Consider the following 18519-nt stretch of genomic DNA (forward strand, 5'->3'; position numbering starts at 1 on the left):
ATGTTACACAATCGACTTAAAATCAATATGTGTAATATATATTAAATTCGTATAGCTGAATCACGCCGGTTGTGGCACTGTCCTTGTGTCAATGCCGCGAACGGTGTGGTGAAGGAGAGCAGGTGTGCTGGCACAACAAATTAAAGACAGCATGGCGGAACTCAGCCCTGCTGAACGAAAAATAGCGCGGGCGATGCTGGCGGATTATCCCAGGGCGGGTTTAGGAACGGTGCAAACGCTGGCTGATCAGGCTGGCGTCAGTCTACCGTCGGTGGTGCGTTTTGCCCGGCGTATGGGGTTTGGCGGTTTTGTCGATTTTCAACAGGCATTAAGGGATGAAATTTCCGAGCAGGCCAAAGGGCCGTTGCAGCGCCTGGATAACTGGGTGACCAATGAAAGCCCTTCCGCACTGATCGAGGCTGCCATCAAATCGTCTGTGCTTGCCATCCAGTGTTCGCTGCGCGATATCCCCGAGTTTGAAATCACCGAGGCAACCCGCTTAATTGGTGCCAAAGAACATCATGTCATGCTGGGTGGCGGGCGCATCAGCCAGTCACTGGCGATGTATTTTGGCCGCAACCTGCAACAGGTCCGGCGTGGCGTGGATGTGCTTTCTGAAAATCATCACGACCGTATTCAGCAAATCATTGATGCCAGTAAAAATGATGTGTTCGTACTGTTTGATTTTCGTCGCTATCAACAGGATATGTATCAGCTGGCGCAGGAGATTGTGGCACGCGGTGCCACTCTGATCGCCGTTACGGACACGCAACTTTCACCCATTGCTTCTCTTGCCAAAGTGGTGCTGCCCATTCATGTCGAAACCCCATGGTTGTTTGATGGTTATTCGGCCGGGATTGTGCTGATCGACACGATTATCGCCGCCATCATGGAACATCAGGGCGATAAAACCGTGGAACGGCTGAAACAATGGGAGGCGCTAGGCCCCCTTTCATTGAATGCAAAATCTAAATGACTTTTCCAGATGAGGTAACGTTAGACGTGAGCGCACCACTGCTTTTTCCAGATGAACCCGCACCCTTTGTCATCGAGAATCGAACCGGTCATTCGCCTTTTCTGATCCTGTGCGATCATGGCGGGAAACGCATCCCCCGTCGCCTGGGTGATCTGGGCTTACCGCAATCGGAGATTGACCGACATATTGGCTGGGACATCGGGGTTCTGGCGGTCTCCCGCCACCTGAGCCAGTTGCTCAATGCCCCGCTGGTCCATCAGATTTATTCCCGTCTGGTGATTGATTGTAACCGCAACCCTGGGATTCCCAGCTCAATCCCGACGATTTCAGAAGCGACCCTGGTGCCCGGCAATATAACGCTGAGTCAGCACGATCGCGACCAGCGCCAGACGGAAATCTTTGCGCCTTATCATGCCGCGATTCGGGAGATACTGGCGGAACGTAAAGCGCTGGGCATCCCTACCTGTTTACTGGCGATGCACAGCTTCACTCCGGTGTTTCACGGCGAGCAACGTCCGTGGGAAATTGGCGTGCTATACCAGCACAAAGCCGACTATGCGCTGGCGATCCTCGAACAGCTGCAACAAAGCCAACGCTGGACGGTCGGCGATAACCAACCTTATTCGGTCTCCGACGAAACGGATTACGCCGTGCCGCAGCATGCAGTGAAGAACGATCTGCACTATGTCGAAATTGAATTGCGCCAGGACCTGATTAGCCAGCCAGCAGGACAACAGATGTGGGCTGAGGATTTGGCACCGATTTTCACTCAGTGCTGGGAAGACATTGTCAGCCAACAATTTAAAAAGGAAGCGTAATCGATGTTTAATCCAACCAGTCGCGACATTGCTATCGAGAAAGCATCCGCCACGCTGCTTTTTATTGATGTGCAAAACTACAATGCCCGGCGTGACGGCGGTGAATATGTGGGGATGTCTGCCGCGCAACAGAATGAACAGTTTGGTTATTTCTTCGACATCATCGAGCGCGAAACCCTCGGCAATATGCAAAAGATCCAGGCGGCCTGCCGTGCCGAAAAAATTGAAGTGATGTATACGGTGATCGAGAGCCTGACCAAAGATGGCCGCGATCGCAGTCTGGATTACAAAATTACCGGCTTCAATGTCCCGCGCGATTCCTGGGATGCACAGGTGTTAGAGGCTATCGCCCCAGGCGAAGATGAAATCGTTCTGCCCAAAAGCTCCTCCAGCGTGTTCATCTCCACCAATATTGATTATGTGCTGCGCAACCTCGGCACCCGTTATCTGGTGATTGCCGGATTCCTCACCGACCAATGCATCGAAAGCGCGGTGCGCGATGCCTGTGACCTCGGGTATCTGGTGACGCTGGTGACAGATGCCTGCGCGACACTCTCCCCCGAGCGTCAGCAGAACTCGCTTACTGCGATCAAAGGCTATTGCCGCCAAATCACTACGGAAGAATTTTTAAGCGAGCTGTCGGCGTAATGGCATATGCTGTAGCGGCGCGATTTATCGCGCGCCTTTTAGTCGGTGCACCGAGGAAAATAGCGCGATAAATCGCGCCGCTACACATAAACGCAGGTACTCAGGGAATCAACAGAATCTTGGCAGCAGAGACGCGCTGCGATTCCAGATCATCGAAAGCATTCGCCCCCTGCTGCAACGCCCGCTGTTCCACCCAGCCCAACGCGCCCAATGCCCCCTGCTCCAGCATCGATAACGTCAGATGGAAATCTTCCATGGTGTAGGTGTAAGTTCCCAGCAGCGTAATCTCGCTCAGGGTGATTTTGCGCATATCAATCTCGCTGTCCCAATCCTGCAAACCGATGTGCATAATCACCCCACCGGGTTTCACCGCATGCACCGCCAGTTTCCGTGTTGGACCGGCGCCTACCGCATCAATGACCAGTTGCTGACTTGCCGCTTCAACCGGCGTCTCAATCGGGTTGATGCTGGCACAGCCGGTATGACGCTCAGCCGCTTCGGCGCGTAACGGATTGGTCTCCGCAAGCGTTATCTGACGACATCCCCAGGCGCGCAACACCAACACCGTCAGCAGACCAATTGCCCCACCGCCGATCACCAGCGCGTTAGCCTCTGCCAGTGGCATCTGCAATGCTCTCTGGGTCAGGCGTAACGCATGAACCACGGTGGCGGCCGGTTCGGTGATCGCCGCGTGCTGCAACGAGATACCCGCGGGTAATGCCACCACTAAACGCGCCGGAATCGCCATATATTCCGCAAAGGCACCGGGCCAGTCCATGCCGATCATATGGCGGTCGCTGCACAGGTTGTCACGCCCCTGGCGACAATATTCGCACTGCCCACAGGTGATTAACGGGTTGGCGGTCACCCGCTGCCCCGGTTGAAAACGCGCTGACTGGCTTTCAACAATCTCCCCTGCCAGCTCATGTCCCAGCACCAGACCCGGCTGGCGGCGGGGATCTTTACCATGGAACGCATGCATATCTGAGCCACAGATGCCCGCTGCCGCGATACGAATCACCACCTGATCGCCCCCTTCGGGTAACTGTGGGTAAGGCCGATCCTGGATTTCAACGCCCAGCGGGCGGGTATAGACAAGTGCTTTCATGCTTCCTCACTTAATCGGGGGAGATTGATGCTGCCTGCACCATGGGTGCGACGCCACAGGTAGACCGCGCAGATGGCACTGGTCAGGCCGATAATCAGCACATAGGCGCAGATTAACCAGGGCTTGCCACCCAGCATGTCCGAGAAGATGGTGGCCAGCACCGGTGTTAAACCACCGGCAAACACGCCCGAGATCTGATAGGCGAACGAAATCCCGGTGTAACGCACCGATGCATCGAAACATTCCGAGTAGACCGATGACAGCGTGCCAAACACCGCCGCGTGGAAAATACCAAACGGGATAACAATGGCTGTCCAGACCAGCCAGATATTATCCGGATGGTTATACATCAGGGCGAACGCCGGGAAGGCGGAGAGTCCCGACAGGGTGGCCCCCATCGCAAAAATACGCGCGCGTCCCCAGCGGTCGGCCATATAACCCCAGAACGGGATAAAGAAACTCATCACCAGCGCGCTGGCAAGAATGGCAACAATCGCCTGATCGCGCGGAATGTGCAGCGTCTGCGTCAGCCAGGTCAGCGAAAAGACACCGAAGATATTGAAGAACACACCATCAATCAGCCGCATCCCCATACAGGTGAACACCACCCCGGTGTTTTTGCGGAATAACTCTACCAGCGGGATACGTTTGGGCGCATTTTTCTGTTCCTCCTGTGCCTTGAGGAAATCCTCGGTTTCCGCCACGTTTTTGCGGATATAGGTCCCGATGATGACAAACACGCCACTGAGCAGGAACGGCACACGCCAGCCCCAGGACATAAAGGCTTCATCGGGCAGCAGCAACGACGCCAGCCCGATGGCGGCGGAAGCCAGCAATAACCCCAGCGACATTCCCACCTGCGGGATACTGGCGAAAAACGCACGATGCTTCTCCGGGGAGGATTCGAAGGTCATCAGCACTGCACCGCCCCATTCGCCGCCCAGGCCGATACCCTGGATTAAACGACACAGAATCAGCAGACAAGGTGCCCACAGGCCAATCTGGTGATAACCGGGTATCAGCCCGATAAACACCGTCGCCCCGCCCATAATCACCAGGGTCAGTATCAGCATCTTCTTGCGGCCCAACGTGTCACCGAAATGACCAAAGATAATGGCCCCCAGTGGACGAGTCAGAAAGCCAATCGCAAACACGCCGTAGGACAGCAGCGTGGTAATAAAGGGGTCACCTTCCGGAAAATAGAGTTTGTTAAACACCATCCCGGCAACGGTGCCGTAAAGAAAAAAGTCATACCATTCAATGGTCGAACCAAACAGGCTCGACAGGGTGACGCGTCGCAGGTTACCGGCAGCAGGTTTTTGCATGATGTGTTCCTCTGCGCTGAAGGGAAGGATCAGATGGCGCTATAGCCGCCATCGACCATCAGGGTTTGCCCGGTGATATAGGCGCTGGCGTTGCTGGCGAGAAACAGCGTTACGCCATGTAAATCGGCCATTTCACCATTACGTCCCAGGCAGGTATGGGCGGCATGCCGTTCACGCAGGGCATCGTCGGCAAACACCGGCCCGGTTAAGGCCGTGGGGAAGAAACCAGGACCGATGGCATTGCAGGTGATACCTTGACGTCCCCAGCGCTGAGCAATGGCGCGGGTTAGCTGGACGATGCCGCCCTTGCCTGCGCCGTAGGGCGCGCTGTTGTCAAATGCCCGCGAGGATTGCAGCGAAGCAATATTGATAATGCGCCCCCAGCCACGCTGTGCCATGCCGGGTGCCAATGCCTGCGTCAGAAAGAAAGGCGCTTTGAGATGCAACGCCAGTTGCTGATCCCAGGCGGACTCGCTCACCTCTTCAAACGGCTGACGCAGATTCACCCCGGCGGCGTTCACCAGGATGTCCACCGCGCCGCAATCCGCAGCCAGCGCGCTCAGCTCCGCCTGCCGGGTGATATCGGCGCACAGATAACGTGCTGAATCACCCAGCCGCTGGGCAACTTCGGCAAGCTGCGACTCACGCCGCGCTGCCAGAATCACCGCAGCACCTGCCGCCGTCAGCGCTTCGGCCATCGCGGCACCAATGCCACTCCCTCCGCCCGTCACCAGCGCGGTTTTGCCCTGTAAATCGAATAACGTTGCAGGATGCATAGGATCTCCTTAGCGCGTCACCGGCATGCCGAGCTGGAAGGTATCGCTGGGGAAGTATTTCTCCAGCCGCACTTCCGCCGTACGCGCATGCGCTTCCATCCCTTCCAGCCGGGAGATGCGCGCTGTGGTCTCGGCGATCTGCGGCACCGCTTCGCGCGCCATCTGTTGCCAGGTCAGCGTCTTGAGGAATTTGTGCACCGATAACCCGCCGGAATAGCGCGCGGCACCTTTGGTCGGCAAAACATGGTTGGGTCCGCTGCATTTGTCGCCAAAGGCGACGGTGGTTTCTTCACCGAGAAACAACGAGCCATAGCAGCTAAGGGAATCGCGCCACCAGTCGAGGTCGCGGGTGTGCACTTCGAGGTGTTCCGAGGCGTAGCGATCGGAGATATCGACCATCTCTGCGCGGCTGTCACATAAAATCACTTCGCCGTAGTCGCGCCAGGCGCAGCTGGCCGCATCACGGGCCACCGGTGGCAGCTGATCAATCAGCTGCGGCACCTTCTGCATCACCGCTTCTGCCAGCGGGCGTGAGGTAGTGAACAGCCACGCGGGAGATTCATGCCCATGCTCGGCCTGCCCCACCAGATCGCTGGCAACGATGTCGGCATCCGCGCTGTCATCGGCAATCACCGCCACCTCGGAAGGGCCGGCAAACACATCAATACCGACCTGACCAAACAGCGTACGTTTGGCTTCAGCGACAAACTTATTCCCCGGTCCCACCACCACATCCGCTGCTTTGCCGGTAAACAATCCCCACGCCATCGAGGCAATCGCCTGTACACCGCCCAGCGTCATAATGGTGTCGGCACCCGCGCGCTGAAAAGCATAAAGCACACAGGGATGGATGGACTGACCGAGGTAAGGACCGGAGCAGGCGATAATGTTTTTCACCCCGGCGGCTTTCGCCGTTGCCACGCCCATATAAGCAGAAGCGATGTGCGCGTAGCGTCCTGCCGGGGCATAACAACCGACGGTTGTCACCGGCAACACTTTCTGTCCCGCCACCAGCCCGGAGGGCAGGCTAACTTCAAAGTCTTGCACCGAAGCGCGTTGCGCGCAGGCAAAGGTGTAAACCTGATCGATGGCGTAATCGATGTCGCGACGCACGTCAGCAGGGACGGCACGGATCTGCGCAGCAATATTCTCCCGCGTCAGAATAATGTCACCAGACCAGTTATCGAGTTTGCTGGCGTAGTGGCGTACCGCCTCTTCACCCTGTTCTTTAATGGTGGCCAGCATCTCCTCCACCACGCGGCGAGCTTCAGAAGTATTAGATTCCGGCGTTTTACTTGCTTTTTTTAACCAGGTAACTGACATACGCGTCTCCAGAGATTGATAGGTTTCCGACAATAAGCGAAGGTGCGGACTCCTGTGTCATATACATGACTAGGACTATCTATAGTGAGCTATGACGGTAACTGCAAAAGGGATGTGAACAAAAAGTGATCACGATCGGCTTCAGCCGCTGGAAGTTCAGGCGTGATCACATTTTAATCACATCGTTCGATACATAGAAAATAAAGTATTATCAATCATCGATTTAATCGATTACCTCCTTTTCTCCTCTCTCTTCCCGCGATGTTCCGTCGCTATTCGTGAAGCGCCTCCCAAAAACAGATGTCGGGAGAAGATAATTTTTGCCCCGTCAGGTCATTTAATATATGTCATATACATGAGTTCATTTGTTGTGCACTAACGGAGGCAGTTATGAGTATCGATTTTGTCGTACACGATGACGGTGATTCTGTCGGGGTGGTGGTGGTGGAAGGTATCGAGGCGGGTCAGACCCTGACCGGATGGATCATGGATCAAAACAAAACCATTGAGTTTGCGGTTAAGGATGCCATTCCCATCGGCCATAAGCTGGCGATTCGCGATCTGGCGGTGAATGACACCGTCATTAAATATGGCGAAGACATTGGTCGGGTCGTTGCGGCGATAAAGCAGGGCGAGCATCTCCACGTACATAACGTCAAAACCAAAAGGTGGTAATTATGGAAATCACAGGACGTCAATTTGCAGGTTATCGTCGCGCCAATGGTCGCGTTGGCATTCGCAACCATGTCATTGTGCTGCCGGTGGATGATATCTCCAACGCGGCGGCAGAAGCGGTGGCGAATAACATTAAAGGCACTATCGCCCTGCCGCATCCCTATGGACGTTTGCAGTTTGGTGAAGACCTGGAGTTGCACTTTCGCACCCTGATCGGCACCGGCTGCAATCCCAACGTTGCCGCCGTCATCGTGATTGGGATCGAGCCGGGCTGGACAAAGCGGGTGGTGGACGGCATCCAGGCCACGGGCAAACCCGTCGCCGGATTCTGGATCGAGCAAAACGGCGATCACAACACCATCTGTGCGGCTTCCCGCAAGGCGCGTGAATTCTCGCAGTATGCCTCGGAGCTGCAACGCGAAACCTGCGATATCAGCGAGTTATGGGTCTCGACCAAATGCGGCGAATCGGATACCACTTCCGGCTGTGGTGCCAATCCTTCCGTCGGTAATCTGTTCGATCGTCTGTATGAAAACGGCAACACCCTGCTGTTTGGTGAAACGTCAGAATTGACCGGCGGCGAACATCTGGTGGCGGCACGCTGCGCCAATGCCGATGTGCGTCAGAAGTTTCAGTTCATGTTTGATCGCTACAGCGCCATGATCGATCGCTGGAAAACCAGTGACCTGTCTGAATCACAGCCGACTAAAGGCAATATCGAAGGCGGCCTGACCACCATCGAAGAGAAAGCGCTGGGCAATATTCAGAAGATTGGGAAAAAGTGCCGCGTGGATGGCGTGCTGGATAAAGCGGAAACCCCCACCGGGCCGGGATTGTGGTTTATGGATTCGTCCTCGGCTGCCGCGGAGATGGTGACGCTCTGTGCTGCCGGTGGCTACGTGGCGCATTTCTTCCCGACCGGCCAGGGCAACGTCATCGGCAATCCGATCCTGCCGGTGATCAAAGTCTGCGCCAACCCGCGCACGGTACGCACCATGTCAGAACATATTGATGTCGATGTCTCAGCCGTGCTGCGACGCGAGATGAATCTGGACGGTGCCGGTGACGCCTTGCTGGAGTGTCTGCTGCGCACCGCGAATGGTCGCCTGACGGCGGCGGAAGCACTGGGACATCGGGAGTTCGTGCTTACCCGTATTTTCGAAAGTGCTTAACCCCCTGCCCGCCTTCTCTGGCGGGCGTGATTTTCCACTCGCCTGCGGCGGCCAGCCGGACGCCGGTTCGTAGCCGTCAGGCTTCGCGAGGACAACCAGATGCGATTGCTCAAGCACCTTTATGTCCAGGTCCTGATAGGCCTGGTCGCCGGGGTGGCTGTGGGGTACGCCTTTCCTGATTTTGCCGTTCAGATGAAGCCCCTCGGTGACACCTTTATCCGTCTGATCAAGATGATCGTAACGTTAGTGATTTTCTGTACCGTGGCGATTGGTATAGCGCGTATGGAAAGCCTGAAGCAGGTCGGTAAGGTTGGCGGCAAAACGCTGATCTACTTTGAGGTGGTCACCACGCTGGCCCTGGTGATCGGCATGGTGGTGGCGGACGTGATGAAACCCGGTGCGGGCATGAATGTCGATGCCAGCAAGCTGGATGGCAGCGCGGTAAACCACTACGTTAACGTCAGCGAACACAGCAAAGGATTTCTCGAACAGATCATTCCGGACTCGGTGATCGGCGCATTTGCGCAGGGCAATCTGTTGCAGGTGTTGTTGTTCTCGGTGTTGTTCGGTATCGCGTTGTCGCTGGTCTCACAACGCAGCGCCTTTATCACTAAAACCATTGAGCAGTGCGGTGAAGTGCTGATGCGCATCGTCGAGCTGATTATGCGACTCGCGCCGCTCGGCGCTTTTGGTGCCATCGCCTTTACCGTCGGCAAATATGGCCTGACTTCGCTGCAACATCTCGGCATGCTGATTATCTGCCTCTACATCACCAGCTTCCTGTTTATTGGCGGAGTGCTGGGTCTGATCTGCAAACTGGTCGGCGTAAGTTTATGGCGTTTGATCCTCTATTTCCGCGAAGAGTTACTGATTGTGCTGGGCACCTCCACCACCGAGTCTGTCCTGCCGCGTCTGATGATAAAGATGGAGAAACTGGGTTGCGATCGCGCCATTGTCGGGCTGGTACTGCCGACCGGATATTCATTTAATCTTGACGGCGCCGCAATTTATCTCACTATGACTTCGCTGTTTATTGCGCAGGCCACCAATACCGATTTGACGTTGTGGCAGCAGATTGGTCTGCTGTTGATCCTGTTGCTGACGTCGAAGGGGGGCGCAGGGGTGGCTGGCGCGGCTTTGATTGCGCTCACTGCCACCCTGGCAACCCATAACATCATCCCGCTGGCGGGGATTACTCTGGTGCTGGGCATTGACCGGATTTTGAATGAAATGCGCGCCGTGACCAACATGATCGGCAACGTGGTCGCTACGCTGGTGATCGCCCGCTGGGAACAAAAACTGGATTTGGCCCAGGCGCGGGAACAGCTGCGTCTTGGTCCGGAAAAAATCATCATGTCAGTGGATTCCCCCGCAGAGGAACCATTGGCAGTGACACAGAATGACAGGAGTACGATGTAATGAGCCATGAAACCCTGGTATTGACCGAGCTGGAGGCGCTCGCCCGACGCGCGTTATGTCAGTCAGGCGTTGACCGCCAGGCGGCTGATGCCACCTGCGCCGCACTGATGGCGGCGGAACGTGCCGGAATCGCGTCACACGGTTTCGCCCGACTGCCCTATTACCTCGACCAGTTGGAGAGCGGCAAACTGAACCCCCGCGCCGTACCGGCCATCACGCAACGCGGCGCAGTGGTCAACGTCAATGCGGATTCCGGCCTGGCGTTTCCCGCCGTGCAGCTCGGTCTGGACCGGGGCATGGTGCTGGCGCAGGAGTTTGGTGTGGTCGCGGTGGCTATCGGCGATTCTCACCATTTTGGTATGGCGGGTTATTACGCCGAACAGGCGGCCCGCCAGGGACTGGTGTGCATAGCGTTGAGTAACGGCCCGGCAGCGATGGCCCCCTGGGGTGGCAATGTGCCGCTGTATGGTACCAACCCCATCGCCTTCGCCTCTCCACGCGCCAGCGACGAACCGCTGGTGATTGATCTTTCCCTGTCCGAAGTGGCTCGCGGCAAAATCATGCTGGCGAGTCAGAAAAAGGAAGCCATCCCCACTGGCTGGGCGATCGACCGTGACGGCAATCCAACAACCGACGCTGACGCGGCACTGGCGGGTAGCATGGCCCCTGCGGGCGGAGCCAAAGGCGCGGCGCTGGCGTTGATGGTTGAATTGCTCACCGCCGGACTGACGGGCAGCCATTACGGTTTTCAGGCCAGTTCATTCTTTAATACGCAGGGTGGGCCCCCGCATATCGCACAGTTGCTGTTGCTGCTGAATCCGACCTTCTTTTCCGCTGGCTATGTTCAGCATACGGAAATGTTGTTCAGTGCGATGCTGGCGCAGCCCAACGTGAGATTGCCTGGGGAGCGACGCCAGGCGACCGCGCAGCAAAATAGCAATACGCTGAGTCTGCCTGTGTCGCTGCTGGAGCAGCTGCGCATCAGAGCTGGTTGAAATAGGCGTGGTGGCGGGTGAGTACGGTGGAGACACGGTACTCAACCGGTTTATCCTGAAAATCCAGTGCCACGCGGTAAATACGCAATAACGCTTCCCCTTCTGTCGCCTCAAGATGCAACACCTCATCCGGTCCCGCATTCACCGCTTTTATCTGCTCATGGGCGTTCGCCACCGTGCAGGCAAATTTCTGCTGATACAGCTGGTACAGGGTGTTGGGCAGGATTTCCGGTTCCCGATCCAGATGAGGAAAACGTGCAGCATCGATATAAACATGTTCGAGGATGGCCGGAGCGCCATCCAGATCGCGCACACGCCAGATATGAATCACTTTACTGCCTGGCGCAATAGCCAGCGCGGAAGCTTCTTCCTCAGAAGCGGTACGTAAATGGCGCGCCAGCACGCGTGACAACGGCAGCGAGCGCTCGCCATTTGCCCTGAGCACATTGAAGAAGCGGAACAACGCGCTGTCTGAATCATGGGCTGCCACCACGGTGCCTTTGCCCTGATAACGAATCACCACATTGTTACTGACCAGTTCGTTCAGCGCTTTGCGCAGTGTACCAATGCTGACGTTGTAGGTTTCTGCCAGACTCGCTTCGCTGGGAATATAGGTGCCTGCTGGCCATTCGCCGGAGGCAATTCTTTCCAGCAGCAACTGGCTGATTTGCAGATATAGCGGCTGAAAAATCGCCGCTTTCACTTCAGCGGATGATGAGATGTCCTGATTCATTTAGCTTCCTCCACAATCCGGCACAGCGAATGCCTGTAGGATTACTATGACATATACAGGAGTTAGCACCATCCTGGTGCTGTAAAAAAGTGATCAGGGAACACAATTTGCGATCGAATTTACTATCTTGTTATTTTAACAAATTAACAAACCCGCTACGCACGTTGATTACCTGATATTCAGATTGGTTATAACGATATAATCAATTTTTCATTCGGCTGGAAAGGTCTCATCCTTAGTCCTGTAGAGGAGAGGAGGACAACATGACCGAATTATCGATAGCGCGCTATCAACAGGATCTGAAACGCTTCATTCCGGGGCTGGCACTGACGGCGGTGATTGCCTTCACCACCGCATGGCTGGGCAACCAGCCGGTGATGTCGGGCCTGGGGCTGGGGGCGCTCACGCTGGCAATCATCGCCGGTATCGTGGTGGGGAATACGTTTTATCCCGCATTGCATCCGCAATGTGATGAGGGTGTGCAATTTGCCAAACAGAAACTGCTGCGACTGGGGATTATCCTCTATGGCTTCCGCCTGACCTTTCAGCAGGTGATGGACGTGGGATTGAGTGGCGTCATCATCGATGTCTTGATGTTAAGCAGTACCTTCATCCTCGCCAGTGTGATCGGTTCGCGGGTGCTGGGCATTGATCGCAAAACCGCCTGGTTGATCGGTGCAGGGAGCAGCATTTGTGGCGCCGCAGCGGTGCTGGCCGCAGCGCCAGTAGTGAAGGCGGAGCCATCCAAAGTTGCCGTGGCGGTCGCCACCGTGGTGATTTTCGGTACGCTGGGCATTTTTCTTTATCCGCTGATCTGGCACGAGTTTGCGCAATATATCCCAGGCATTTCGCTGACCCAGTTTGGCGTTTATACCGGATCCACCATGCATGAAGTGGCACAGGTGGTAGCCGCAGGGCACGCTGTCAGCCCGGAAACCGAGAATGCCGCGGTGATCGCCAAGATGCTGCGTGTCATGATGCTGGCCCCTTTCCTGCTGCTGCTGAGTGTGTTTATCAGCCGGGATAACGGGGGAACCCGCGCGGCAAAACAGCCGATTATTTTTCCCTGGTTTGCTCTGATTTTTATTCTGGTGGCGTTATTTAATTCGTTTCACTTTTTGCCAGCACCGATGGTTGCAGGCATCAATACGCTGGATAATGTGTTGCTGGCAATGGCGATGGCGGCACTCGGATTAAGTACCAGTGCACGTCAGTTGGTCAATGCCGGTGCGCGGCCTTTTATGCTGGGGTTAATATTGTTTGTGTGGTTAGTATTAGGCGGTGGTGCCATCAACCTGTTGATTCATCAATTTATGAATTAATCACGCCATAAACATTTCCGGCCATTCCCCTCGCCTTATTCCCGGATGTTGAGGAACAAAGCTGGCCTTAACTGGCCAGCCTATCTGACTGTAAAACGACAATAAAAACCAATCAGGGAAGCTCAGTCACCCTCATGCCCTTGTTCACCAAAAGAGTATCCATAAGAGAATGATGCAAACCAATATTATAAATGCTGCATTCAGTCCATTCTCTGGAGGCAATCCCAAATACTCCATATACTTCCTCATTTAAAAAATAAAAAACATGCCATAACGTTATTAGTAAAACATTTTGTTTATTAGAAATGATAATTCCCAGAACCCAAAGGTTGGTCCACTTATTTCTTTATAAGTTCACCGTTGTGCGCATGCATGAGTGTAAAGTTTTCGTAAGAAAAGCACCTTAATTTTGCTAAGATGCCAATTGAGACTTATTTTATTGCTAGCAAAATTCAGGCTTTTGCATTAGTCATGAAAAATGGCAATCTTATTTCTGGCGAAAAATTTGAGATAAGGAAATTTAAGCAACACAACTACGGCCGCAGGCGTGAAATAATCAACTCGATGCACGGTGCAGGAATTCCCAGTCAAGAATGATTTTCTCCGCCGCGCTACCGGGTTCATCAATACGCCGCAACAACAGGCGTACCGCCTGGCGACCAATGTCCCGCGAAGGTTGCAGGACCGTGCTTAATTTCGGGTACGTCATCTCACTTAATTCCGTACCGTCGAAACCGATCACAGCAATATCTTCAGGCACCGTTAACCCTGCATCCTGGATGGCCCGCAAGGCCCCGGCGGCCAGCGTATCGGACACGGCGAACACCGCATCAGGGCGTTCGCCCTGGCTCAGCAATGCCTGCATGGCGTTGCGGCCCGCTTCATAACTGAGATCGGCGGCATACACCACCGACTGCCATGCGCTACCCGCATCCGTCAGCGCCTGACGATAGCCCTCTTCCCGCAGGCGCGCATATTTGTAGCTCAAATCATGGTTGATCATCGCGACACGTTGGCATTTCCGTTGCAGAAACTGCTGCACGACGTAAACAGAAGCATCACGATCATGGATACCGACGGTGGAGACTGCTGAAGCATCGTCATACTCGGCACACTGAACCCAGGGCGCATCGCCGATCAGCGTGCTCAGCTCGGTCAGGCTGGCAAGCGCATCCATGGTAATAACGCCATCGACCATCTTCCCGGAGAGCAGCTGCAAACTGGAGCGGGAACGTTCCACATCGGAACCGGAGTTACACAGCAGGATGCGATAACCATTTTTTTCGGCTTCGGCTTCGATGCCTTTGACGACATCCGCGCAGAATGGGTTGGCAATATTGGACACCATGACCAGCAGCATACTGCTCCGGGCGGTGCGCAGCTGTCTGGCAAGTAAATTTGGCTGGTAATTGCTCTGCTCAATCGCCTCAAGGACTTTGATCCGGTTGCGCTCTTTCACGCTGCCCTGATTATTCAAAACCCGTGATACGGTTGCCACTGAAACGCCAGCCAGGCGAGCAATTTTCTGAATCGACATGACGCCCACATATTCGTAAAAACACAATTAATCGCAGGATATCATACAACTGGCCGACCCAATAAAGCCGGTTCCCACAACGGCGGCTTTAATTATCTGTGGCTTCTCCCTCAATCCCTAGCATGGTTTTGATCTCTGAACGGTCGGAAGCGGTCTCAGCAAAATCATCAAAAGCGCGCTCGGCCACCGGGATGATGCTGCGCTTAATAAACTCAGCCCCTTCTCTGGCACCGGTTTCGCTATCTTTCAGGCAGCACTCCCACTCCAGCACCGCCCAGCCTGCATAATCGTATTGCGCCAGTTTACTGAAAATCCCGGCAAAATTGATTTGTCCGTCACCCGGTGAACGGAACCGCCCGGCTCTTTCCAGCCACGGTTGATAACCACCGTAAACACCACTTCTGGCTGACGGTGTAAACTCGGCATCCTTAACGTGGAAGGCACGAATGCGTTGATGATAAATATCGATAAAGCCAAGATAATCCATATGTTGCAGCAGCATATGGCTGGGATCATAGAGGATATGGCAGCGTGGATGATTGTTCACCTCATCGAGGAAACGTTCGAAGCTGACGCCATCATGTAAATCTTCGGAGGGGTGCAATTCGTAGCACAGGTCAACGCCCTGTTCGTCAAACACATCGAGGATCGGCCGCCAGCGACGCGCCAGTTCGGTAAAAGCCTCGTCAATCAACGCGGCTTTTCTGGGTGGCCACGGATAAGAATAGGGCCAGGCCAGCGAACCCGAGAAAGTGGCATGGGCAGTTAATCCCAGCTTTGCTGACGCGACCGCGGCGCGTTTAACCTGAGCCATCGCCCATTGCTGGCGCGCACTGTCGTTTTGACGCAGTTCCGCCGGACCAAAATCACTGAATGCCTGCTGATACGCCGGATGCACCGCCACTAACTGCCCTTCAAGATGCGTTGACAGCTCGCTAATCACCAACCCATGCTGCGCCAGGATGCCCGTCACTTCATCGCAATAAACCTGGCTTTCTGCGGCTATGGCTAAATCAAAGATTGCCGGGTGGTTACAGGGGATCTGCACTGCCCTGAAGCCCAGGCTGGCGGCCCATTCCGCCAGACCTTCCAGGGAGTTAAAAGGTGGCTGGTCTCTTATAAACTGGGAAAGGAATACGCCAGGCCCTTTTAATGTTTTCATCATCACCTCTCAGGTTATTTAGCTACTTCAGCGTCTTTATAGTGGAAGGAAAGCAGGAGAATGATGGCAATCACCGCGGCGGCAATCGCCGGGATCCACCAGAATGTGGGCCAGTTCGCCACCACGTCACCGTTGCCCTGATTGATCAGGCGGTTATATAACGCGCCGGAGATCTGCGAGCCCAGCAACATGCCAATGCCATAGGTGAACATCACGATCAGGCTCTGCGCCTGGCCTTTCACTTTGTCGCCAGCAACACGGTCGGTGTAGATAAAACCAATCACGAAGAAGAAGTCGTAACACACGCCATGCAGCAGAATGCCGAGGTACAGCACCCAGCGCAGTTCTTCATTCACGCCGAAGGCAAACAAGGCATAACGAACAAACCAGGCGAGCATCCCCACCAGCAGCATGACTTTCACACCGAGGCGACGGAACAGCAGCGGGATAACCAGCATGAAAAAGATTTCTGACATCTGGCCGAACGACATCGCCGTACTGACATTGCTGATGCCGAGGTCCGCCAGGAAGGACGCGGTGTAGGCATAGTAGGTCCCGAGAGGAACCGATATCAGCGTGGCGCAGATGGCAAAGATCAGGAAGTGGCTTTTTTTGAGTAAGGCAAAAGCGTCGGCACACAGCAGGTCACGTAATGCCAGCGGCTGGCCTTTCGCAGGAGCCGGTGTATGCGGCAACGTCAGGCTATACAGCGCCAGTAGCAGTGAACAAATCGCCGCCAGGTTGAAAATGGCTGCGCTGGCCGCAATACCCGTTACTCCGATGCAGATACCCGCCACAATCCAGCCAATGGTGCCGAATACGCGCACCACGGGAAAACTTTTTTCACTGTTTGCCAGGTTATGGAAGGCGATGTTATTCGCCACCGCCAGGGTCGGCATAAAACATAGCGTATACACGAACAACAATGAGATCAGTTGTCCCCCGCTCTGGTTTTCCAATGCCTGCGGCACAAACCATAGGATGACCGCTCCCAGCAGATTCAGTACCGCCATCACTTTCTGCGACGCAAAGAAACGGTCAACCAGCATCCCGAGCACGAAGGGCGACAGGATGGAGGCAACGGGTTGTGCAGAGAAGGCATCGCCGATCAATGCCGCCATATTGTGCTGCGTCATCACCAGCCCGAGCGTCACGGACCAGGTGCCCCAGATGAAAAACTGAAGAAACATCATCAGCGCGAGGCGAGGAACTAATGCCCTGTGCTGTGTGGCGCCTGCGACAGAACCTGCGATTGATGAAACCATGATAGCCTCATAAAGTAATCGATTACAAAAGTCAGTTTGCAAAATGTAATCGATTACTTTTCTACTTATCAGGATTTTTCGGCCCAATTGCGAGATGCATCACAAAGAGATTTTGTCGCAGACTCCAGGCAGGCTAAATAACCGCACATAACTTAACTGATCCAGGAATAGCGGCATGTATTGATTTTCAGCTCTGAAACAGGTTATAGATAACGAAACAGGCCCCTTTCTATAAGAAATTTGCGCACCATGTTGAATACTGATCATTTTTTCGAAAGGATTGAAACCTCTATCGGGGTTGATTACATGTTGCGCGCGCGCGAAGGGGTTCCGCAGCAAGGTGTCTATATCCGGCCGCATGTGCACCTTGAGCATGAAATCATGTGGTTTCATCGGGCTGAGGGGGCCTTTTCGATCGGTAGTGAAAAATTCCAAATCAGGGACAATACCTTAGTCTTTGTCTCATCCATGATGTTGCACGATATGGAGCTGAGTTTCACCGGTGACCATGAGCGATTCCTGCTGCAATACGATACTGCGGTGCTGAATCGACTGAAATATCCCTTCCCCACCTCCGCTTCTCATGCGGGCTTTGTGATGCAGTTGACTCATCACCAGGCAGAAAGGGTCCAGTTTTTATTTCAGTGGCTGACAGAGTTACACGATGAACCCCATACGCTCGACGAAGTGGATCCTTTATTGGTTCTTTTATTAAATACCGTATTAACCCATGGCGAATCTGCAGAAAAGGTGGTGATCAGCGGAGAAAATAACAGCTCGTTCGATAATATCATTGGCTTCGTAGTGCAGATTGAGAAAAGCAAAAAATTCAACATCAGCCTTAATGAAGCGGCAGCACACTGTAAACTCTCTGCCAGCCACTTCTCCCGTTCCTTTAAAAAGATCATGCAAATTTCTTTTAAAGAGTACCTGGTCCGCAAGAAAATCGCCCAATCTGCCGAATTACTCAGAAATACCGACCTGAGCATTACCGACATCGCCTATCAATGTGAATTTACGGACAGCGCTTATTACTGCTTTAAGTTCCGGGCATTGATGGGGGTAACACCGAAAAAATTCCGCAGCAACTCGCGTTCGACTAAACAGCTTTCTACCAAACATGATGTTCTCCCCCTTGCCACCGCCAACACCTGGCCCTGAGTTAAGTCAATTAGTTAAATAGTGATCTGCGTTTCACCGGCAGCGCAAAAAAATTATATAAAACCCCAAAATCACTACATATCCAGCCCTGATTTCAGCCTAAT

17 protein-coding genes are annotated in these 18519 nt (G+C 54.2%); 9 read left to right on the forward strand and 8 right to left on the reverse strand.

The features are described 5' to 3' along the window. Positions 1-124: 124 nt before the first annotated feature. Genes HA50_RS24445 through HA50_RS24455 form a run of 3 tightly spaced genes read left to right on the forward strand, consistent with a single transcriptional unit; the run spans position 125 to position 2442 of the window. Positions 125-976, forward strand: coding sequence for a MurR/RpiR family transcriptional regulator (locus HA50_RS24445; protein WP_084879394.1), 852 nt, complete (start codon positions 125-127; stop codon positions 974-976). Then, positions 973-1794 (forward strand): N-formylglutamate amidohydrolase, encoded by an 822-nt coding sequence (locus HA50_RS24450; protein WP_084879395.1) that lies wholly within the window; start codon positions 973-975, stop codon positions 1792-1794. The genes HA50_RS24445 and HA50_RS24450 overlap by 4 nt, the downstream gene beginning before the upstream one ends. Positions 1795-1797: 3 nt before the next feature. Next, positions 1798-2442 carry a cysteine hydrolase family protein gene (locus HA50_RS24455; protein ID WP_084879396.1) on the forward strand — a complete coding sequence of 215 codons (645 nt, stop codon included), beginning with the start codon at positions 1798-1800 and terminating at the stop codon, positions 2440-2442. A 100-nt stretch (positions 2443-2542) separates the two neighbouring features. Here the strand turns inward: HA50_RS24455 and HA50_RS24460 are convergent, their stop codons facing one another. From HA50_RS24460 to hpsN, 4 genes are read right to left on the reverse strand one after another with little or no spacing between them, the layout of a single operon-like run. Next, a complete protein-coding gene (locus HA50_RS24460; RefSeq protein ID WP_084879397.1) occupies positions 2543-3550 on the reverse strand; it encodes an alcohol dehydrogenase catalytic domain-containing protein in 1008 nt (335 codons plus the stop codon). Next, the gene (locus HA50_RS24465; protein ID WP_084879398.1) at positions 3547-4875 is read right to left on the reverse strand and encodes an MFS transporter; all 1329 of its coding nucleotides are present in this window, start codon (positions 4873-4875) and stop codon (positions 3547-3549) included. Before HA50_RS24465 ends, HA50_RS24460 begins: the two co-directional genes overlap by 4 nt. 29 nt (positions 4876-4904) lie before the next feature. Further along, positions 4905-5651 carry an SDR family NAD(P)-dependent oxidoreductase gene (locus tag HA50_RS24470; RefSeq protein WP_084879399.1) on the reverse strand — a complete coding sequence of 249 codons (747 nt, stop codon included), beginning with the start codon at positions 5649-5651 and terminating at the stop codon, positions 4905-4907. A 9-nt stretch (positions 5652-5660) separates the two neighbouring features. Further along, positions 5661-6974: a sulfopropanediol 3-dehydrogenase gene (gene hpsN / locus HA50_RS24475; RefSeq protein ID WP_084879400.1), complete on the reverse strand. Its 1314-nt coding sequence runs from the start codon at positions 6972-6974 to the stop codon at positions 5661-5663. Positions 6975-7364: 390 nt separating this feature from the next. Here hpsN and HA50_RS24480 point away from each other — a divergent pair, with 390 nt between their 5' ends. The 4 genes from HA50_RS24480 to HA50_RS24495 all read left to right on the forward strand — a co-directional run bounded on the left by HA50_RS24480 (position 7365) and on the right by HA50_RS24495 (position 11235). Further along, positions 7365-7649: a UxaA family hydrolase gene (locus tag HA50_RS24480; protein ID WP_084879401.1), complete on the forward strand. Its 285-nt coding sequence runs from the start codon at positions 7365-7367 to the stop codon at positions 7647-7649. A 2-nt stretch (positions 7650-7651) separates the two neighbouring features. Next, positions 7652-8821 carry a UxaA family hydrolase gene (locus HA50_RS24485; RefSeq protein ID WP_084879402.1) on the forward strand — a complete coding sequence of 390 codons (1170 nt, stop codon included), beginning with the start codon at positions 7652-7654 and terminating at the stop codon, positions 8819-8821. A gap of 99 nt (positions 8822-8920) precedes the next feature. Further along, positions 8921-10240 (forward strand): C4-dicarboxylate transporter DctA, encoded by a 1320-nt coding sequence (gene dctA, locus HA50_RS24490; RefSeq protein ID WP_084879403.1) that lies wholly within the window; start codon positions 8921-8923, stop codon positions 10238-10240. Beyond that, positions 10240-11235: an Ldh family oxidoreductase gene (locus HA50_RS24495; RefSeq protein WP_084879404.1), complete on the forward strand. Its 996-nt coding sequence runs from the start codon at positions 10240-10242 to the stop codon at positions 11233-11235. Before dctA ends, HA50_RS24495 begins: the two co-directional genes overlap by 1 nt. Here HA50_RS24495 and HA50_RS24500 read toward each other — a convergent pair. Next, positions 11222-11968: a GntR family transcriptional regulator gene (locus HA50_RS24500; RefSeq protein WP_084879405.1), complete on the reverse strand. Its 747-nt coding sequence runs from the start codon at positions 11966-11968 to the stop codon at positions 11222-11224. The genes HA50_RS24495 and HA50_RS24500 overlap by 14 nt on opposite strands. Positions 11969-12231: 263 nt before the next feature. On the opposite strand from HA50_RS24500, the gene HA50_RS24505 reads away from it, so the two are divergent. Further along, positions 12232-13290, forward strand: coding sequence for a YeiH family protein (locus HA50_RS24505; RefSeq protein ID WP_084879406.1), 1059 nt, complete (start codon positions 12232-12234; stop codon positions 13288-13290). Between the two features lie 556 nt (positions 13291-13846). On the opposite strand, the gene HA50_RS24510 is transcribed toward HA50_RS24505, so the two are convergent. The 3 genes from HA50_RS24510 to HA50_RS24520 all read right to left on the reverse strand — a co-directional run bounded on the left by HA50_RS24510 (position 13847) and on the right by HA50_RS24520 (position 17254). Next, complete coding sequence (locus HA50_RS24510) at positions 13847-14827, reverse strand: LacI family DNA-binding transcriptional regulator (RefSeq protein WP_084879407.1); 981 nt, start codon at positions 14825-14827, stop codon at positions 13847-13849. Positions 14828-14915: 88 nt separating this feature from the next. Next, positions 14916-15989 carry a sugar phosphate isomerase/epimerase family protein gene (locus HA50_RS24515; protein ID WP_084880221.1) on the reverse strand — a complete coding sequence of 358 codons (1074 nt, stop codon included), beginning with the start codon at positions 15987-15989 and terminating at the stop codon, positions 14916-14918. Between the two features lie 14 nt (positions 15990-16003). Further along, complete coding sequence (locus HA50_RS24520) at positions 16004-17254, reverse strand: MFS transporter (RefSeq protein WP_084879408.1); 1251 nt, start codon at positions 17252-17254, stop codon at positions 16004-16006. A 249-nt stretch (positions 17255-17503) separates the two neighbouring features. Between HA50_RS24520 and HA50_RS24525 the strand changes: the two genes are divergently transcribed. Continuing rightward, positions 17504-18415, forward strand: coding sequence for a helix-turn-helix transcriptional regulator (locus HA50_RS24525; RefSeq protein ID WP_084879409.1), 912 nt, complete (start codon positions 17504-17506; stop codon positions 18413-18415). Positions 18416-18519: the final 104 nt, after the last annotated feature.

Source organism: Pantoea cypripedii (assembly GCF_002095535.1).
Classification (GTDB): Bacteria; Pseudomonadota; Gammaproteobacteria; order Enterobacterales; family Enterobacteriaceae; genus Pantoea; species Pantoea cypripedii.

Excerpts from the sequence above, each read along its gene's own strand:
- HA50_RS24495 (WP_084879404.1), top strand. The coding sequence starts at position 10,240 with ATGAGCCATGAAACCCTGGTATTGACCGAGCTGGAGGCGCTCGCCCGA.
- dctA (WP_084879403.1), top strand. The coding sequence starts at position 8,921 with ATGCGATTGCTCAAGCACCTTTATGTCCAGGTCCTGATAGGCCTGGTC.
- HA50_RS24485 (WP_084879402.1), top strand. The coding sequence starts at position 7,652 with ATGGAAATCACAGGACGTCAATTTGCAGGTTATCGTCGCGCCAATGGT.
- HA50_RS24525 (WP_084879409.1), top strand. The coding sequence starts at position 17,504 with ATGTTGAATACTGATCATTTTTTCGAAAGGATTGAAACCTCTATCGGG.
- HA50_RS24455 (WP_084879396.1), top strand. The coding sequence starts at position 1,798 with ATGTTTAATCCAACCAGTCGCGACATTGCTATCGAGAAAGCATCCGCC.
- hpsN (WP_084879400.1), bottom strand. The coding sequence starts at position 6,974 with ATGTCAGTTACCTGGTTAAAAAAAGCAAGTAAAACGCCGGAATCTAAT.
- HA50_RS24520 (WP_084879408.1), bottom strand. The coding sequence starts at position 17,254 with ATGGTTTCATCAATCGCAGGTTCTGTCGCAGGCGCCACACAGCACAGG.
- HA50_RS24450 (WP_084879395.1), top strand. The coding sequence starts at position 973 with ATGACTTTTCCAGATGAGGTAACGTTAGACGTGAGCGCACCACTGCTT.
- HA50_RS24500 (WP_084879405.1), bottom strand. The coding sequence starts at position 11,968 with ATGAATCAGGACATCTCATCATCCGCTGAAGTGAAAGCGGCGATTTTT.
- HA50_RS24505 (WP_084879406.1), top strand. The coding sequence starts at position 12,232 with ATGACCGAATTATCGATAGCGCGCTATCAACAGGATCTGAAACGCTTC.
- HA50_RS24460 (WP_084879397.1), bottom strand. The coding sequence starts at position 3,550 with ATGAAAGCACTTGTCTATACCCGCCCGCTGGGCGTTGAAATCCAGGAT.
- HA50_RS24470 (WP_084879399.1), bottom strand. The coding sequence starts at position 5,651 with ATGCATCCTGCAACGTTATTCGATTTACAGGGCAAAACCGCGCTGGTG.
- HA50_RS24480 (WP_084879401.1), top strand. The coding sequence starts at position 7,365 with ATGAGTATCGATTTTGTCGTACACGATGACGGTGATTCTGTCGGGGTG.
- HA50_RS24515 (WP_084880221.1), bottom strand. The coding sequence starts at position 15,989 with ATGAAAACATTAAAAGGGCCTGGCGTATTCCTTTCCCAGTTTATAAGA.
- HA50_RS24465 (WP_084879398.1), bottom strand. The coding sequence starts at position 4,875 with ATGCAAAAACCTGCTGCCGGTAACCTGCGACGCGTCACCCTGTCGAGC.
- HA50_RS24510 (WP_084879407.1), bottom strand. The coding sequence starts at position 14,827 with ATGTCGATTCAGAAAATTGCTCGCCTGGCTGGCGTTTCAGTGGCAACC.